The organism is Ruegeria sp. Alg231-54 (genome assembly GCF_900143525.1).
Lineage (GTDB): Bacteria > Pseudomonadota > Alphaproteobacteria > Rhodobacterales > Rhodobacteraceae > Ruegeria.
The window spans coordinates 413,920-428,103 of record NZ_FREZ01000001.1 but is presented as its reverse complement, the minus strand read 5'-3'; the positions used below and the strand labels follow the sequence as shown (position 1 = coordinate 428,103).

The 14,184-nt window shown below is 56.1% G+C and carries 13 protein-coding genes; 7 read left to right on the top strand and 6 right to left on the bottom strand.

Annotated features, from left to right (window positions below; all coding sequences use genetic code 11):
* The first annotated feature begins 23 nt into the window (after positions 1-23).
* The 3 genes from DHN12_RS02190 to DHN12_RS02180 all read left to right on the top strand — a co-directional run bounded on the left by DHN12_RS02190 (position 24) and on the right by DHN12_RS02180 (position 6,486).
* A complete protein-coding gene (locus DHN12_RS02190) occupies positions 24-1,802 on the top strand; it encodes an ATP-binding protein (RefSeq protein ID WP_108858690.1) in 1,779 nt (592 codons plus the stop codon).
* 12 nt (positions 1,803-1,814) lie between these two features.
* A complete protein-coding gene (locus DHN12_RS02185; protein WP_108858689.1) occupies positions 1,815-3,149 on the top strand; it encodes a sigma-54 dependent transcriptional regulator in 1,335 nt (444 codons plus the stop codon).
* Between the two features lie 508 nt (positions 3,150-3,657).
* Positions 3,658-6,486: an Rne/Rng family ribonuclease gene (locus DHN12_RS02180; protein WP_108859080.1), complete on the top strand. Its 2,829-nt coding sequence runs from the start codon at positions 3,658-3,660 to the stop codon at positions 6,484-6,486.
* Positions 6,487-6,532: 46 nt separating this feature from the next.
* Here the strand turns inward: DHN12_RS02180 and DHN12_RS02175 are convergent, their stop codons facing one another.
* A complete protein-coding gene (locus DHN12_RS02175; RefSeq protein WP_108858688.1) occupies positions 6,533-6,766 on the bottom strand; it encodes a sulfurtransferase TusA family protein in 234 nt (77 codons plus the stop codon).
* 105 nt (positions 6,767-6,871) lie between these two features.
* On the opposite strand from DHN12_RS02175, the gene DHN12_RS02170 reads away from it, so the two are divergent.
* From DHN12_RS02170 to DHN12_RS02155, 4 genes are all read left to right on the top strand, one after another.
* Complete coding sequence (locus DHN12_RS02170) at positions 6,872-7,624, top strand: cytochrome c biogenesis CcdA family protein (RefSeq protein WP_058271899.1); 753 nt, start codon at positions 6,872-6,874, stop codon at positions 7,622-7,624.
* Positions 7,625-7,687: 63 nt separating this feature from the next.
* Positions 7,688-8,902 (top strand): hypothetical protein, encoded by a 1,215-nt coding sequence (locus DHN12_RS02165; protein ID WP_108858687.1) that lies wholly within the window; start codon positions 7,688-7,690, stop codon positions 8,900-8,902.
* Positions 8,899-10,248 carry a cytochrome P450 gene (locus DHN12_RS02160; protein ID WP_108858686.1) on the top strand — a complete coding sequence of 450 codons (1,350 nt, stop codon included), beginning with the start codon at positions 8,899-8,901 and terminating at the stop codon, positions 10,246-10,248. Before DHN12_RS02165 ends, DHN12_RS02160 begins: the two co-directional genes overlap by 4 nt.
* A 72-nt stretch (positions 10,249-10,320) precedes the next feature.
* Positions 10,321-11,202 carry a fructose bisphosphate aldolase gene (locus DHN12_RS02155; RefSeq protein ID WP_108858685.1) on the top strand — a complete coding sequence of 294 codons (882 nt, stop codon included), beginning with the start codon at positions 10,321-10,323 and terminating at the stop codon, positions 11,200-11,202.
* A gap of 3 nt (positions 11,203-11,205) precedes the next feature.
* Here the strand turns inward: DHN12_RS02155 and DHN12_RS02150 are convergent, their stop codons facing one another.
* From DHN12_RS02150 to fumC, 5 genes are all read right to left on the bottom strand, one after another.
* Positions 11,206-11,808: a DNA-3-methyladenine glycosylase I gene (locus DHN12_RS02150; protein WP_108858684.1), complete on the bottom strand. Its 603-nt coding sequence runs from the start codon at positions 11,806-11,808 to the stop codon at positions 11,206-11,208.
* 63 nt (positions 11,809-11,871) lie between these two features.
* Positions 11,872-12,090, bottom strand: a complete 219-nt coding sequence (locus DHN12_RS02145; protein ID WP_108858683.1) for a ribbon-helix-helix domain-containing protein — start codon at positions 12,088-12,090, stop codon at positions 11,872-11,874.
* Positions 12,087-12,263, bottom strand: coding sequence for a DUF4169 family protein (locus tag DHN12_RS02140; protein WP_108858682.1), 177 nt, complete (start codon positions 12,261-12,263; stop codon positions 12,087-12,089). Before DHN12_RS02140 ends, DHN12_RS02145 begins: the two co-directional genes overlap by 4 nt.
* On the bottom strand, positions 12,260-12,784 hold the full coding sequence (aroQ, locus tag DHN12_RS02135) for a gamma subclass chorismate mutase AroQ (protein ID WP_159089948.1): 525 nt from the start codon (positions 12,782-12,784) through the stop codon (positions 12,260-12,262). The genes DHN12_RS02140 and aroQ overlap by 4 nt, the downstream gene beginning before the upstream one ends.
* A complete protein-coding gene (gene fumC / locus DHN12_RS02130) occupies positions 12,781-14,172 on the bottom strand; it encodes a class II fumarate hydratase (protein WP_108858680.1) in 1,392 nt (463 codons plus the stop codon). Before fumC ends, aroQ begins: the two co-directional genes overlap by 4 nt.
* Positions 14,173-14,184 lie beyond the last annotated feature (12 nt).

Sequence of the window (14,184 nt, the reverse complement as noted above, 5' to 3'; positions counted from 1 at the left end):
TCCAGCCCGCGTAACTTTCCGGGATGAGTTCCGAAGTTCGCTCTGGCTGGTCCTTTCTGACAAAACCGTTTCGTGGTGCGCCATTGGGTTGGCGGCTGCGCTTGGCGGTTATCTTTCTTTTGATCGCAACGGTTACCACGGTTTATGTAACCAACCGTCTACTGACGGACCGGTTTACCGAATCCACACGAAACCGGGCCGAAGTGCGACTGGCGCTGTATTCAGGCAACTTGCTGAGCGAACTGCGCCGAAATGCAATTGTTCCGCAGCTTTTAGCGCGCGACCCCACATTGATTTCCGCGCTGCAGTCCAGTGATTATTCGCTGTCCACCCAGCGTTTGATCTCGTTTGTTGAAGAGATCGGCGCGGCCTCGCTGATGTTGCTGGACGGTGATGGCCGTACTGTTGCGGCCACTGATCGCGCGCGTTTGGGAGAGCCACACCGGAGTTCGCCGTATTTCATTGATGCGGTGAGGGCGAATTCGACAATATTCACGGTGATTGAAAAAGATTCGGGCGGCTACAGCTTTGTCTATTCAAGACGAATGGAGGCAAACGCCGAGGTTCTTGGCGTTATCGTGGTCGAAGTTGACCTGCAGAAATTCGAGCGCGCCTGGGCAGGTATTTCCGACGCTGTGATGGTGACGGACAGCACCGGGACGATCATTCTGTCGACTGAACCGCAATGGCGCGGGCTTGAAGAAAACGCCGCATTGCTGCGCCAGCCGGCGCAAGGTGCTATCCAGCGTGCAATTCGTGCCACGACCGACTGGACCGCCTTGCCGCCAGACGCCTACCTGCAGGGCGAGGCAGTGATGCGGATGGAAACGCGCATCCCGTTTCGCGGTTGGAAAATGACCTCGTTCACCACCTACGAGTCGATTCGGGAAAAAGTGAACAGTGTTATCGCGCTTGAGATCATGGGTTTTGCGATTCTTCTGGCCTTGGCCTTCTACGCGCTTAGCCGCCGAGCCACGTTCCGCATGGCGTTGTTCCAACGCGAGTCGGCAGAGCTTCGCGCATTGAACTCAAGGCTAAAGCGGGAAATTGCTGAGCGGGAACGGGTTGAAAAAACACTGGAAGTTGCCGAACAGACGCTGGCGCAAAGCTCGAAACTGGCCGCTTTGGGCGAGATGTCGGCGGCCGTGAGTCATGAGCTAAATCAACCTCTGGCTGCAATGAAGACCTACTTGGCTGGCGCGCGTCTTTTGCTGCGTCGGAATAGGCCGGAAGAGGCGCTGGCAAGCTTTGGTAGGATCGATGGTCTGATCGAAAGGATGGGGGCGATTACCCGCCAGCTCAAATCTTATGCGCGGAAGGGTGCGGATACGTTTTCCCCAGTAAATCTTAGTGAAGCACTGGCATCGTCTCTGTCCATGATGGAGCCGCAGCTGCGCCAGCGTCACGTCAAGATCACCCAGATTCTGCCCGACGAACCAGTGTCAGTTATGGGCGATCGGATGCGGATCGAGCAGGTAATGGTGAACCTCTTGCGCAATGCGCTGGACGCCACCAAATCAGTATCCGAACCGGATATCGAAATCATACTGGCAGCGGGCGATACGGCGGTGCTGACAGTCCGCGATAACGGCTATGGAATCGAGAACATCGAAAATCTGTTCGAACCGTTCTATACTACGAAACAACCCGGCGACGGGGTCGGTCTGGGGCTTGCCATCTCATCCGGGATCGTAAACGACCATGGTGGACGGCTGACAGCACGAAACAGCCCGCAAGGCGGGGCCGTGTTCGAGATGCAGTTGCCGATACTGGGAAGCGACGGCCTTGAGGCCGCGGAATAACGAGGAATGACTATGGCACAGGCCATGAAGATCGCCATTGTGGATGACGAACAGGACATGCGCCAGTCGATCAGCCAATGGCTGGCACTGTCGGGATATGACACGGAAACCTTCGCCAGCGCAGAGGACGCGCTGAAAGTGTTGGGACCGGAATATCCGGGTATCGTGATCTCGGACATCAAAATGCCGGGCATGGACGGCATTCAGCTCCTGAAAAAGCTGATGGGGGCTGACAGCACGTTGCCGGTCATCATGATCACTGGTCATGGCGATGTGCCAATGGCAGTGGAAGCGATGCGCGTAGGGGCGTTTGATTTCCTTGAAAAGCCTTTTAACCCTGATCGCATGTCGGAACTGGCCAAACGCGCCAGCAACGCGCGCCGACTGACCTTGGACAACCGTGCCCTGCGGCGCGAACTGTCAGGTGGAACCCAGATCATGAACAAACTGATCGGGGCCAGCCCGGTCATGGAGCGTCTGCGCGAAGATATCCTCGATCTGGGCCAGGCCGATGGCCATGTACTGATCGATGGTGAGACCGGCACCGGTAAGACACTCGTGGCCCACGCGTTGCATGCAGTTGGCAGCCGGGCTGGCAAGAAGTTCGTTCTTGTATCCTGTGCCGCGCTTGAGGAAGAGGCGCTGTCGAAACGCCTGTTTGGCCCAATGATGCCGGAAGATGCGCAGTTGCCTGCGATCGAAGAGGCGCGGGGCGGTACACTTGTGCTGGAAGACGTAGAAGCACTGAGCGATACGCTGCAGGCCCGCCTGTTGAGCGTGATGAATGATCAGGGCACCCCGGCTGAAACGCGGATCATTGCGATTTCCAACCTTCAAGAAGCAGGAAAGACCAGCGAAGACGTTCTGCGCCCGGACCTGTTCTATCGCCTTGCGGCGCTGCGGATCACGATGCCGCCATTGCGTCAGCGTGGCGAGGACATCCTGACGCTGTTCACCCGTCTGAGCGAGCAGTTTTCTGAAGAGTACGGCTGCGAAGCGCCGCAGGTGAGTGCTCAAGAAGCGGCGCAGCTGTTACAGGCGCCATGGCCGGGAAATGTGCGGCAGTTGATCAACATCGCGGAACGGGCTGTTCTTCAATCGCGGCGTGGGTCGGGGACGATTGCGTCGCTGTTGATGTCTGATCACGAAGAGATGCAGCCCGTCATGACGACCGAAGGCAAACCGCTTAAGGAGTATGTTGAGGCGTTCGAACGGATGTTGATCGACAATACAATGCGGCGGCACAAGGGATCGATTGCGTCTGTGATGGACGAACTTTGCCTGCCACGCCGGACCTTGAACGAGAAAATGGCGAAATACGGGCTGCAGCGCTCGGACTATTTGTGAGAAAGAGTGGGGGCCAGCCCCCTCTTGAGCCTGCGGCTCAAATTACCCCCGGGATATTTCTGGCCAGATGAAGTGATCCCGGGGCTTTGTATTGTTCTTCTCGCAGTTTGCCCATTGTGTTTTCCACAGGACTGCTTTTATTGTATCTGGACGGGCAGGGCTAATTTGCGCCCAAAAGTCCCGAATCTTTGAGTTTCGCTGCTCTGCCGTTGATGGTGATCAATCCCGCAAGGCAGAGCAGACCGATTATGCCCCATAGGGGCAGATGAACGCCTGAGCCCGCATCAGCGGGCGAAAGGAATAAATGGGCAGGCGGCGGTTAGATCTGCGCCTGTCGGAGAAGAACCGCGATGACGCGCGCGCAACGATTGAGTATACGGGCAGGGGGCCACAGCGCCAGACCCTGCCGCGCGCCGTCCGAAATCGCCCTGACAAGACACCACCCCAAAAGCGCCTGTCCCCCCGGACGGGTAAGGACAACGCGTTTGGCGCGGTGCACCAAGGACACATGGCTAAGAAAATGCTTATCGATGCCACCCACGCGGAGGAAACCCGCGTCGTGGTGGTTGACGGAAACAAGGTCGAGGAATTCGATTTTGAATCCGAAAACAAACGCCAGCTTGCTGGCAACATCTATCTTGCAAAAGTAACCCGGGTCGAACCGTCACTTCAGGCGGCCTTTGTGGATTATGGCGGGAACCGGCATGGGTTCCTGGCGTTTTCGGAAATCCATCCGGACTACTATCAGATTCCGGTTGCTGACCGCGAAGCGCTGATGGAAGAAGAGCGCGCCTATGCAGAGGCAATGAAAGCGCGTGACGAAGCCGAAGAGGCCAAGCCGAAGAAACGCCGGGCACGGTCGCGGTCGAAGGCTGCGGACGTTAAGTCTGACGATGCGGTCGAGTCGATTGAAGTATCGAACGAACCCACCGGTATGGAAACCATTGATCTCGACGAAAGCGAAGACGGCGCTGATGGCCCGGACCTTGAGGGCACATCCCCGGCAGATCGCGTTTCTGAAACACCGGTGGAAGAGCCTGTTGATGATGCGGGGGCGTCTGAAGCAGACGCTGAAGGTGCAGCCGAAGGTGTGTTGTCGGAAGACGATAGCGAGGCAGCGGATAGCTCTGATGCGCCTGCTATCGAGGCGACAGAAGCCAAAGATGAAGAAGCTGCCGACAAGTCCGATGACGCAGTTAACGAAGCAGAGGCACAAGATGCACCTGAAGCTTCGGAGGACGCGACCGAAGAAAACGAGGGCAAGTCTGAAGAAGAAGCGCGAGCCGATGCCACCGCGAAGGACGATTCGATTGAATCAGTCGCCGACGAGGATGACAGCGAAGATATTCGCCCGGTTCGCAAGCCGCGGCCACGTCGCTATAAGATTCAAGAGGTTATCAAGGTCCGTCAGGTCTTGCTGGTGCAAGTCGTCAAGGAAGAACGTGGCAACAAGGGCGCTGCCCTGACCACCTACCTGTCTTTGGCGGGCCGCTATTGCGTTTTGATGCCGAACACGGCTCGTGGCGGCGGGATCAGTCGCAAAATCACCAACGCACCTGACCGTAAAAAGCTCAAGGAAATTGCTGCGGAAATTGACGTTCCAACCGGTGCAGGTTTGATTATCCGGACAGCCGGTGCCAAGCGGACGAAATCTGAGATCAAGCGAGACTATGAATACCTGCAGCGCATGTGGGAGCAGATCCGCGAGCTGACGCTGAAATCCATTGCGCCCGCGAAAATCTATGAAGAAGGCGATCTGATCAAACGGTCGATCCGTGATCTCTATAATCGCGAAATTGATGAGGTTCTGGTCGAAGGTGAAGGCGGTTATCGCATCGCCAAAGACTTCATGAAGATGATCATGCCGTCACACGCGAAGAACGTGAAACGGTACGAGGATGCGCTGCCGCTGTTTGCACGCTATCAGGTCGAAAGCTATCTGGCGGGCATGTTCAACCCGACCGTTCAGCTGAAATCGGGTGGTTACATCGTGATCGGTGTGACCGAAGCGCTGGTTGCGATCGACGTGAACTCGGGTCGGGCGACCAAAGAGGGCTCGATCGAGGAAACCGCGCTCAAGACCAACCTTGAGGCCGCGGAAGAGGTGGCCCGCCAGTTGCGTCTGCGCGACTTGGCCGGTCTGATCGTCATCGACTTTATCGACATGGACGAGCGCAAGAATAACCTCGCCGTCGAAAAGCGTATGAAAGAACGGCTGAAAACAGACCGTGCGCGTATTCAGGTCGGCCGTATCTCGGGCTTTGGCCTTATGGAGATGAGCCGCCAGCGTCTGCGTCCCGGCATGTTGGAGGCCACGACTCAGCCATGCCCGGCTTGCCACGGAACGGGTCTGATCCGGTCGGACGACAACATGGCGCTGTCGATCCTGCGTCAGATCGAGGAAGAAGGCACACGCCGTCGTTCGCGCGAGGTGCTTGTTCGTTGCCCTGTCAGCATCGCAAACTTCCTGATGAACCAGAAACGCGAGCATATCGCACAGATTGAGGCCCGTTATGGCCTGTCTGTACGTGTTGAAGGCGACGTACATCTGGTCAGCCCGGATTTCTCGATGGAGAAATTCAAGACGGCAAGCCGGATCGTTCCCGAAGCCAGCGCGCCCGTTGTTTCCGTGGATGCGTCCCTGATGGATCTTGTCGACGCCAGAGAGGATGAGCCGGCCGAAGAGGAAACCACCGTTCAGGCCGAAGAGGAAACCAAGCCTAAGCGCAAGCGTCGCCGCCGCCGTCGGAAAAAGAGCAATGGTTCTGACGAATCTCCCGAGTTGAACGCTGAAGAGGGTGACGCGGCGGCGTCCGAGGAATCGGATGAAGCCAAAACCGAAACGGCGGATGACGCAAAACCCGAGGGTGAAGCATCTGAGCCTGCCGAAGAAGAAAAAGCGGCCAAGCCCAAGCGTCGCCGTGCACCGCGCCGCAAGAAGAAGGACGCGGAACCTGTTGAAGCTACGAAGGAAGTCGCCGCTGAAGCTGTTGTGAGCAAGGATGCCCAGGCCGCAAGCCCTGAAGCACCGGCCGAGGAAACTGGTGCGACAGACGCACCTGTTGAAGCTCCTGTCGAAACCGCCGAAAAGGCTGAACAGGCCGAAACGGCAGCAGAGCAACCCGTGCCCGAGGCGGAAAGCGTCGTTGAAGAAAAGGTTGAACCTGCAGAGGCCGAACAACCCGAACCTGTGGCCGAAGTGGCCGCAGAAGACCCGCAGGAGCCAGTGGAAATCATGGTTGAAGAAGCCCCTGAGCCGGTTCTGGAGGTCGTAGCCGAAGAGCCGGAGCAGCCCGCCAAACCCAAGCGGCGTGGTTGGTGGTCACTGGGTCAGTAACAAGAAAAGGCGGGCCAGGTGCCCGCCTTTTTCTTTTTGGCCGATCTTAGTGAGATTTCTGGATCAAATAGACCTGATAGCCGTCCGCGTCTTCCTGCGACAGCAATTGGTGCCCGCTCTCAGAGCAGAAATGCGGGACATCAATTATGGCGGCAGGATCATCTGCCAGCACGCGCAAAACAGCCCCGGCAGGCATGGATTTCAAACGCTTGCGCGCTTTCAGGACGGGAAGAGGGCACAACAGACCCAGCGCATCGAGTGTTTCTGACGAATTTGACATAAGGTTCAGATATTTCCACTTTGGCGGGGTGTCCAGCGTGCAACCACGAGGATGTGACCGATTGGCCCCGTGACGTTGGTCGCCTCATACCATATGTGCTTGGACATGTTCGGAATAGATATCATAGACGCGGGTCTGCTGCCTGCCATGTTCATCGCGATGCTGGGCGGGCTGATCAGCTTTCTGTCGCCCTGCGTTCTGCCCATCGTTCCGCCGTACCTGGCTTATATGAGCGGTGTGACGATCAACGAAATGCAAGATGAGGCGAAAGCACGCCGCAAGGCAACCTTAGCCGCTCTGTTCTTTGTTCTGGGCCTGTCTACGGTGTTTTTGTTGCTGGGTTTCACCGCTTCTGCCTTCGGGGTGTTTGTCCTGCAGAACCAGGTGTTGTTCGCTAAGATCTCTGGCGCAGTGGTCATCGTCTTTGGTCTGCATTTTCTGAACGTCTTCCGTATCCCGTTTCTGGACCGCGAAGCGCGGATTGAGACCGGTGATTCCGGTGGATCAGTTTTTGGCGCTTATATCCTTGGTCTGGCCTTTGCTTTTGGCTGGACACCGTGCATAGGGCCGCAGCTGGGGGCGATCTTGTCGCTGGCCGCGTCCGAGGCCTCGGTCGCGCGGGGAACCCTGTTGTTGGGCGTCTATGCTGCGGGCTTGGGTATTCCATTTCTGCTTGCTGCAATGTTCCTGAACCGGTCTATGTCGGTGATGAACCGGATCAAGCCTTACATGGGTACGATCGAAAAGGTGATGGGGGGCTTGTTGCTCTTCGTGGGCATCATGCTGATCACAGGGCTGTTCACTGAATTCAGCTGGTGGCTGTTAGAGACATTCCCGGCGCTGGCGAATTTCGGATGATCTGCTGAACTGACTTACCTTGACGCTTAGCCTGCGTTAACCTGCGCTGCAGAAGGTAAGGCCATGAGCAGTCAGAATAATCAACCTCGGGTGTGTAAACGCCGGGTATTTTATATTCCCGGCTATGACCCGATACCGCCGCGGCGGTATCGTGAGCTTTATCGTACCGAAGGCTCGCTGCAGGCGGAGATATCCGGTTATGAGATTTCGGTGTCCGCCAAGTCAGACGATGGACCATATGGATGGCACGTTACTTCCCGGCAGGATGATGATGAAGTTCAGGCCGATGTGAGTGTTTTGGTCTGGTCGGATCTGGTGCGTGACAGCATGTCCAACTCAATCCCGGCGACCTATCTGCAATTGGTGCAGACCGCATGGACCTATATGTCCTCAGGAACGCTGTGGCGCCTGATGCAGCTGCGCAAAGGACCGGTGATTGCTGCACTGTACCCGGTTGGAATGTTGGTGGCTCAAATGCTGTTGGCGATCTTGCTAGCCGGGGCCATGACATGGGTTTTGACGCCGTTTATCGATTGGTTGGGCGTAATACTTGCAGTTGGTGCCGGCTACGGTCTGATGCGCTGGTTTCGCCAGCAAGACGGCCAACTTTTTGCCTATTACCTGATGCATGATTATGCCTATTCCGCGAAACTCAAAGGGGCGACGCCAGTTGAATTACGCAATCGCCTGCGTGCATTCAGTGCATTGATCCAAGAGGCGCTGAATTCAGACGCAGACGAGGTGCTGGTCGTCGGCCATAGCTCAGGGGCCCATCTGGGTGTCAGTGTTCTGGCCGATGTTATCCGAGACAGCAGGCAGCGCGACAATAGCCCCGCGTTTTCGTTCCTGACATTGGGGCAGGTCGTGCCCATGGTGTCCTTTCTACCCGAGGCGCAGGGTTTGAGGGCGGATTTGCAATTCTTGTCCACGCAGGAAGGCCTGACCTGGGTCGACGTCTCGGCCCCCGGCGATGGCTGTTCTTTTGCGCTGTGCGATCCGGTTTCCGTCAGCGGTGTAACCACCGCCGAAAAGAAATGGCCTCTGGTTCTGTCTGCGGCCTTCACACAGACCCTGTCCCCCGAACGTTGGAAGAACTTGCGATGGAAATTCTTCCGCCTGCACTTCCAGTATCTCTGCGCCTTCGACAAGCCCGATCGGTATGATTATTTTCGCATCACTGCCGGGCCTCAAACCTTAGGTCAGAGGTTTGATGGGCGGGCACCGTCGAAATCGCGGATGGATAAGCCAGTCTCAAAATACGTTTCGGTGAAGGCATGACGCCGCCCAAGCCAACTTCGCGCCCTGATAAAGTATCGCTTTGGCGGTATTTGAGGTTGTTTCGCAAGGACATTCTGTCAGCTCAACCCCATAGGCTGTACCGTGCCTGGATGGCTGAATTTCGCACGCCGTTTTTTCGATCATACTTGGTGAATCAGCCAGAATTGATCGACACAGTTCTGAAAAAACGCCCTGATGATTTTCCCAAATCTAACCGCATAAGTGAGGGGCTGCGTCCGTTGCTGGGGGACTCTGTCTTTCTGACCAATGGGGACACCTGGAAGAGGCAGCGCAGGATCATTGATCCCGCGTTCGAGGGCGGTCGTTTGAAAGATACCTTTCCGGCGATGCATGCGGCTGGTCAAGCAGCGGTGGATCGGTTGCGTCCGCAGTCAGGTGGTGTCATTGAGCTTGAAGAGGTCACCAGCCATATCGCGGCGGATGTCATCTTTCGCACCTTGTTTTCGGTGCCCATCGAACACGAAATTGCCGCTCAGGTTTTTGACAAGTTTCGCAGCTATCAGCGTGAACAACCCATTCTGAACATTGCGGCCTTTGTCCCTCTGCCAAAGTGGTTGCCGCGGCTGCATTCAAGACGCACCAAGAAGAATGCAAAGGATATCAGGGCGCTAATCCAGCGACTTACGGCGGATCGGGCTGAACTGATCGCTCGTGGTGGCGCGCCGGATGATCTGGCAACCAAGATCATGACCACGCGTGATCCCGAAACCGGGCGTGGGTTTGACACGCAGGAAATGGTCGATCAGGTGGCGATCTTCTTTCTTGCCGGGCACGAAACCAGTGCGTCCGCACTGGCCTGGACGTTGTACTTGATGGCCATGTATCCCGAATGGCAGGACAGTCTGGCCGAGGAAGCTGCGGCGCTCGACACGCCCGATTTTTCTGTAATGTCGCGGCTAAAGCTTAGCCGGGATGTGTTCCGCGAAGCGCTGCGGCTTTACCCGCCCGTGCCGATGATGGTTCGTGAAGCGAAATGCCCCGAACGTTTCCGCAACAGGGCTGTCCCCGAAGGGTCGCAAATCGTGATCAGCCCGTGGCATTTGCATCGGCAGGAAAGGCTCTGGGAACGTCCCGACGAATTTGATCCGACCCGGTGGGGAACTGAGAATGGAAAGACCTGTCAGCGCAACGCGTACATTCCATTCTCGACAGGGTCCCGCGTATGTCCCGGTGCCGGGTTCGCCATGATCGAGGGGCCGCTTCTGTTATCCATGCTGTTGCGACACTTCCGGTTCGAGTTGGTCGCGGGACAAACACCGGTTCCGGTCGCGCATTTGACCGTCCGATCGAAAGACGGAATTTGGTTGCGCTTGGTTGAGCGCTAACAAACTACCATCCTATCACGCCTTGCTGTATGCGGTTTGAAATCGCGGAATCATATTGAACGGGAAAGTCTTATGTCATCAGCAGAACAACGCGCACAAATGTCCAACGGCGCAGGATTCATCGCAGCATTGGATCAAAGCGGTGGCTCGACCCCCAAGGCGCTGGCGCTTTATGGCGTGGACGCATCTGAATACAGCTCGGACGAAGAAATGTTCGGTGAAATCCAGAAGATGCGCGCGCGGATCATTCTGGCGGATGATTTCACCAAGGACAAAGTGATCGGCGCGATCCTGTTCGAACGCACTCTGGGCGAGCAAATTGATGGTCAAAAGGTCGCCGACTATTTGTGGTCAGCGAAGGGTATTGTGCCTTTCCTCAAGATTGACAAAGGCTTGGAAGACGAAGCGAATGGCGTTCAGATGATGAAACCCATCCCGGGTCTGGCCGCAACACTGGCCAAAGCCGACGGTGTTTTCGGCACCAAGGAGCGCTCGGTCATTCATGAGGCAAATGCTGAAGGCATCGCAGCCGTTGCTGCACAGCAGTTTGACGTTGCGCGTGAAGTCTTAGCCGCAGGAATGGTTCCGATTGTTGAGCCCGAGGTGAACATCAACTCGGCGACAAAAGCCGAAGCAGAAGACATCCTGAAGGCTGAAATCCTGAAAAACCTTGATCAATTGGTTGACGGGCAGGACGTCATGCTCAAGCTGACGATCCCTAACCAGGCTAACTTGTATGACGAATTGGCCGATCATCCGCGTGTTCTGCGCGTGGTTGCACTGTCGGGCGGTTATTCGACGGAACAGGCCTGCGATCTGCTGGGCCAGAATGGTAAGATGATCGCGTCCTTCTCGCGCGCGTTGACCGAAGGATTGTCAAAAAAGCAATCAGATTCCGAGTTCAACGCGGCCTTGGGCGGAAACATCGACAAGATTTTCCGCGCGTCAATCTAAACACTATTGGGGTTTGGTGAATTCGCGGCGCAACTGCGCCGCTTTTTCACGCATGACGCAACCTTCGGCGTGATCATTCACCAGCCCCATTGCTTGCATAAAGGCAAACACGGTCGTCGGCCCGACAAACTTCCAGCCCCGTTTCTTCAGGTCTTTCGACATCGCCACAGATTCCGGCGACGTTGAAGCGGTTTGCGGGGCAGGCGGTGTATCCGCCTCGTACCGCCACACATATGCGGCCAAAGACCCTTCGGCTGCGATTAACTCTTGCGCGCGGCGTGCGTTGTTAATCACGGCCTCGATCTTTCCACGATGTCGCACAATTCCTGCATCTTGTAACAAGCGCTTTGTATCTGCATCATCAAACACGGCTACTGCGTTGATATCAAAAGCTTTTAAAGCTTTCCGAAAGTTCTCGCGCTTGGACAAAATCGTGCGCCAGCTTAGACCGGATTGAAAGCTTTCGAGGCATAGCTTTTCGAATAGGCGTTGGTCGTCACCAACCGGATACCCCCATTCCTGATCGTGGTAGTCAAAGAATTCGGGCGCGGCCTGACACCACGCGCAGCGTGGTTTTCCGTCTGGACCTAGAACTGTATCAACCACCGCTTCGTACTCCTTTTGTTCCTTTTACTGTAAGCGGTTTCAGGATGTCAGAGCAAGACTGATTTACTTGGATTGATACCAGTTCAGAATGAAAACCCTTATGGCGGATGCAAGTCCGATTTCCGGATCACGCTCGACATCAATTTCGGCTGCCAAAGCGTTGATTGGTAATTTTTTTTCATTGGCAATAGCTCGGAACGCCTGCCAGAATTCATCTTCCAGCGATACGGATGTCCGATGGCCTTTCAGCGTCAGGGATCGTTTGACCGGGCGTCCGCTCATTTGTCCAACTTACGGCCTTCGTGGTTTTGGTTCAGCTTGTGTTGCTGCTTTTTTGCCAGATCCTTTTCGGCCTTGGTGCGGCCAAAGGCAACGGCATTTTGATCAGCGCGGGCCTTGTTTTCGGTCCGCGCTTTTTTTTTTCGAAATTTTTTCAGATTGACCGGTTCCGTCATTGCGCATGTCTCACTTTGATCAGACTATCGAACAATTCCGCACGGCTGTCATCTGAAAGGCACTCGACATTCACGGTGTCCAGAAAATCAGCCTGCGACGCAGTTGAGACCGGTGGTTTATCTGACAATGTGTCAAGGATTTGCCCGCCCAAATCCAACAGAGCGGGGCGCACCTCGGTCGTCAGATCCGCATAGCTTTCGGGAACAGAGGTTTGGTCTTCGGTCCACCGTTCAATCCAACAGGATTGAATCTCTTTCGCGGCTTCGATCTGCGCTTCGAAAAACAGCTGAGCGCTGTCCGGGTCAACGCCCGCAAGCGCTGCTTGTTCCAAGGTTTTGTCAATCACGACTTTTTCACGCTCAAGGTCTTCGACCGGGCGGTCATTGGCGTGTTTGAACGCAGCAACGTCCTGCATCCATTCCAACCGAGAGTCGATCAGGTCGAACAGGTCAGCCTGAGCTGAGTTCGCTGTGCCCGCAATAAGCAGGCACAGGCAGGCAGGCTGACGCCACCCGATCACTTGGGGCCGATCATGTGCTCGGGCCGCACGACCGCATCGAATGTCTCCTCATCAACAAAGCCCAGCGCAATGGCTTCTTCCTTGAGGGTCGTGCCGTTCTTATGCGCCGTTTTGGCGACAGTAGTGGCGTTGTCGTAACCGATGGTCGGGGCCAGCGCCGTGACCAGCATCAGGGATTCCTTCATCAGCTTATCGATGCGTGGTTCATTGGCCTTGATGCCCAGCAGCATACGCTCGGTAAAGCTGTCGGTGGCATCACCCAGTAGCTGAATGGATTGCAGCAGATTGTACGACATCATCGGATTGTAGACGTTCAACTGGAAATGACCCTGTGAGCCAGCGAACTTCATCGCCGCATCGTTGCCTATTACATGCGCGGCCACCTGTGTCAGTGCCTCGGCCTGTGTTGGGTTCACCTTGCCGGGCATGATCGACGAACCCGGCTCATTCTCCGGCAGGATCAACTCACCCAAGCCAGACCGCGGGCCAGAGCCCAGGAAACGGATGTCGTTGGCGATTTTGTAGCAAGAGCCCGCAATCGTCGCCAACGCGCCTGACAGGAAGACCATAGCATCATGGGCAGCAAGCGCTTCGAATTTGTTGGGCGCGGTAACGAAGGGCAGGCCGGTGATGTCAGCCATGTTCTTTGCGACGGCCTCATCCCAGCCATCATGCGTGTTCAGACCGGTGCCGACGGCGGTGCCGCCTTGCGCCAGTTCATAGATGCCGGGCATTGCAGCCTCGACGCGAGCGATCCCTTGGCGGATCTGGTGCGCATAGCCGCCAAACTCCTGTTCCAGCGTCAAAGGGGTCGCATCCTGAGTGTGTGTGCGGCCGATTTTGATGATTCCTGCGAACTCTTTCGCTTTGGCTTCCAGTGCTGACGCAAATTTCTCAAGCCCGGGCAGCAATATGTCGCGCACGCTCATGGCGGTGGCGATGTGCATTGCCGTCGGGAAAGTGTCGTTTGACGACTGACCCATATTGCAGTGATCGTTCGGGTGCACAGGCTCTTTCGAGCCGATCACACCGCCCACGATTTCAATCGCGCGATTGGCGATCACTTCGTTCGAGTTCATGTTCGACTGAGTACCCGAACCGGTTTGCCACACGACCAGCGGGAAGTTGTCGTCAAACTTACCCTCAATCACTTCACCCGCGGCCTGGATAACGGCGTCTGCGATCTTGGCATCCAGCTTGCCGATGGCTTTGTTCTCCATCGCACAGGCCTTTTTGATGACGCCCAACGCACGCACGATAGCGACAGGTTGCTTTTCCCAGCCGATCGGAAAGTTCATGATCGAGCGTTGAGTCTGTGCACCCCAATATTTGTCGGCGGGAACTTCCAACGGGCCAAAGCTGTCGGATTCGGTGCGGGTCTGGGACATCGGTCACTCCGT

Excerpts from the sequence above, each read along its gene's own strand:
- DHN12_RS02155 (WP_108858685.1), top strand. The coding sequence starts at position 10,321 with ATGTCATCAGCAGAACAACGCGCACAAATGTCCAACGGCGCAGGATTC.
- DHN12_RS02180 (WP_108859080.1), top strand. The coding sequence starts at position 3,658 with ATGGCTAAGAAAATGCTTATCGATGCCACCCACGCGGAGGAAACCCGC.
- DHN12_RS02145 (WP_108858683.1), bottom strand. The coding sequence starts at position 12,090 with ATGAGCGGACGCCCGGTCAAACGATCCCTGACGCTGAAAGGCCATCGG.
- DHN12_RS02175 (WP_108858688.1), bottom strand. The coding sequence starts at position 6,766 with ATGTCAAATTCGTCAGAAACACTCGATGCGCTGGGTCTGTTGTGCCCT.
- fumC (WP_108858680.1), bottom strand. The coding sequence starts at position 14,172 with ATGTCCCAGACCCGCACCGAATCCGACAGCTTTGGCCCGTTGGAAGTT.
- DHN12_RS02165 (WP_108858687.1), top strand. The coding sequence starts at position 7,688 with ATGAGCAGTCAGAATAATCAACCTCGGGTGTGTAAACGCCGGGTATTT.
- DHN12_RS02185 (WP_108858689.1), top strand. The coding sequence starts at position 1,815 with ATGGCACAGGCCATGAAGATCGCCATTGTGGATGACGAACAGGACATG.
- DHN12_RS02170 (WP_058271899.1), top strand. The coding sequence starts at position 6,872 with ATGTTCGGAATAGATATCATAGACGCGGGTCTGCTGCCTGCCATGTTC.
- DHN12_RS02190 (WP_108858690.1), top strand. The coding sequence starts at position 24 with ATGAGTTCCGAAGTTCGCTCTGGCTGGTCCTTTCTGACAAAACCGTTT.
- DHN12_RS02160 (WP_108858686.1), top strand. The coding sequence starts at position 8,899 with ATGACGCCGCCCAAGCCAACTTCGCGCCCTGATAAAGTATCGCTTTGG.
- DHN12_RS02140 (WP_108858682.1), bottom strand. The coding sequence starts at position 12,263 with ATGACGGAACCGGTCAATCTGAAAAAATTTCGAAAAAAAAAAGCGCGG.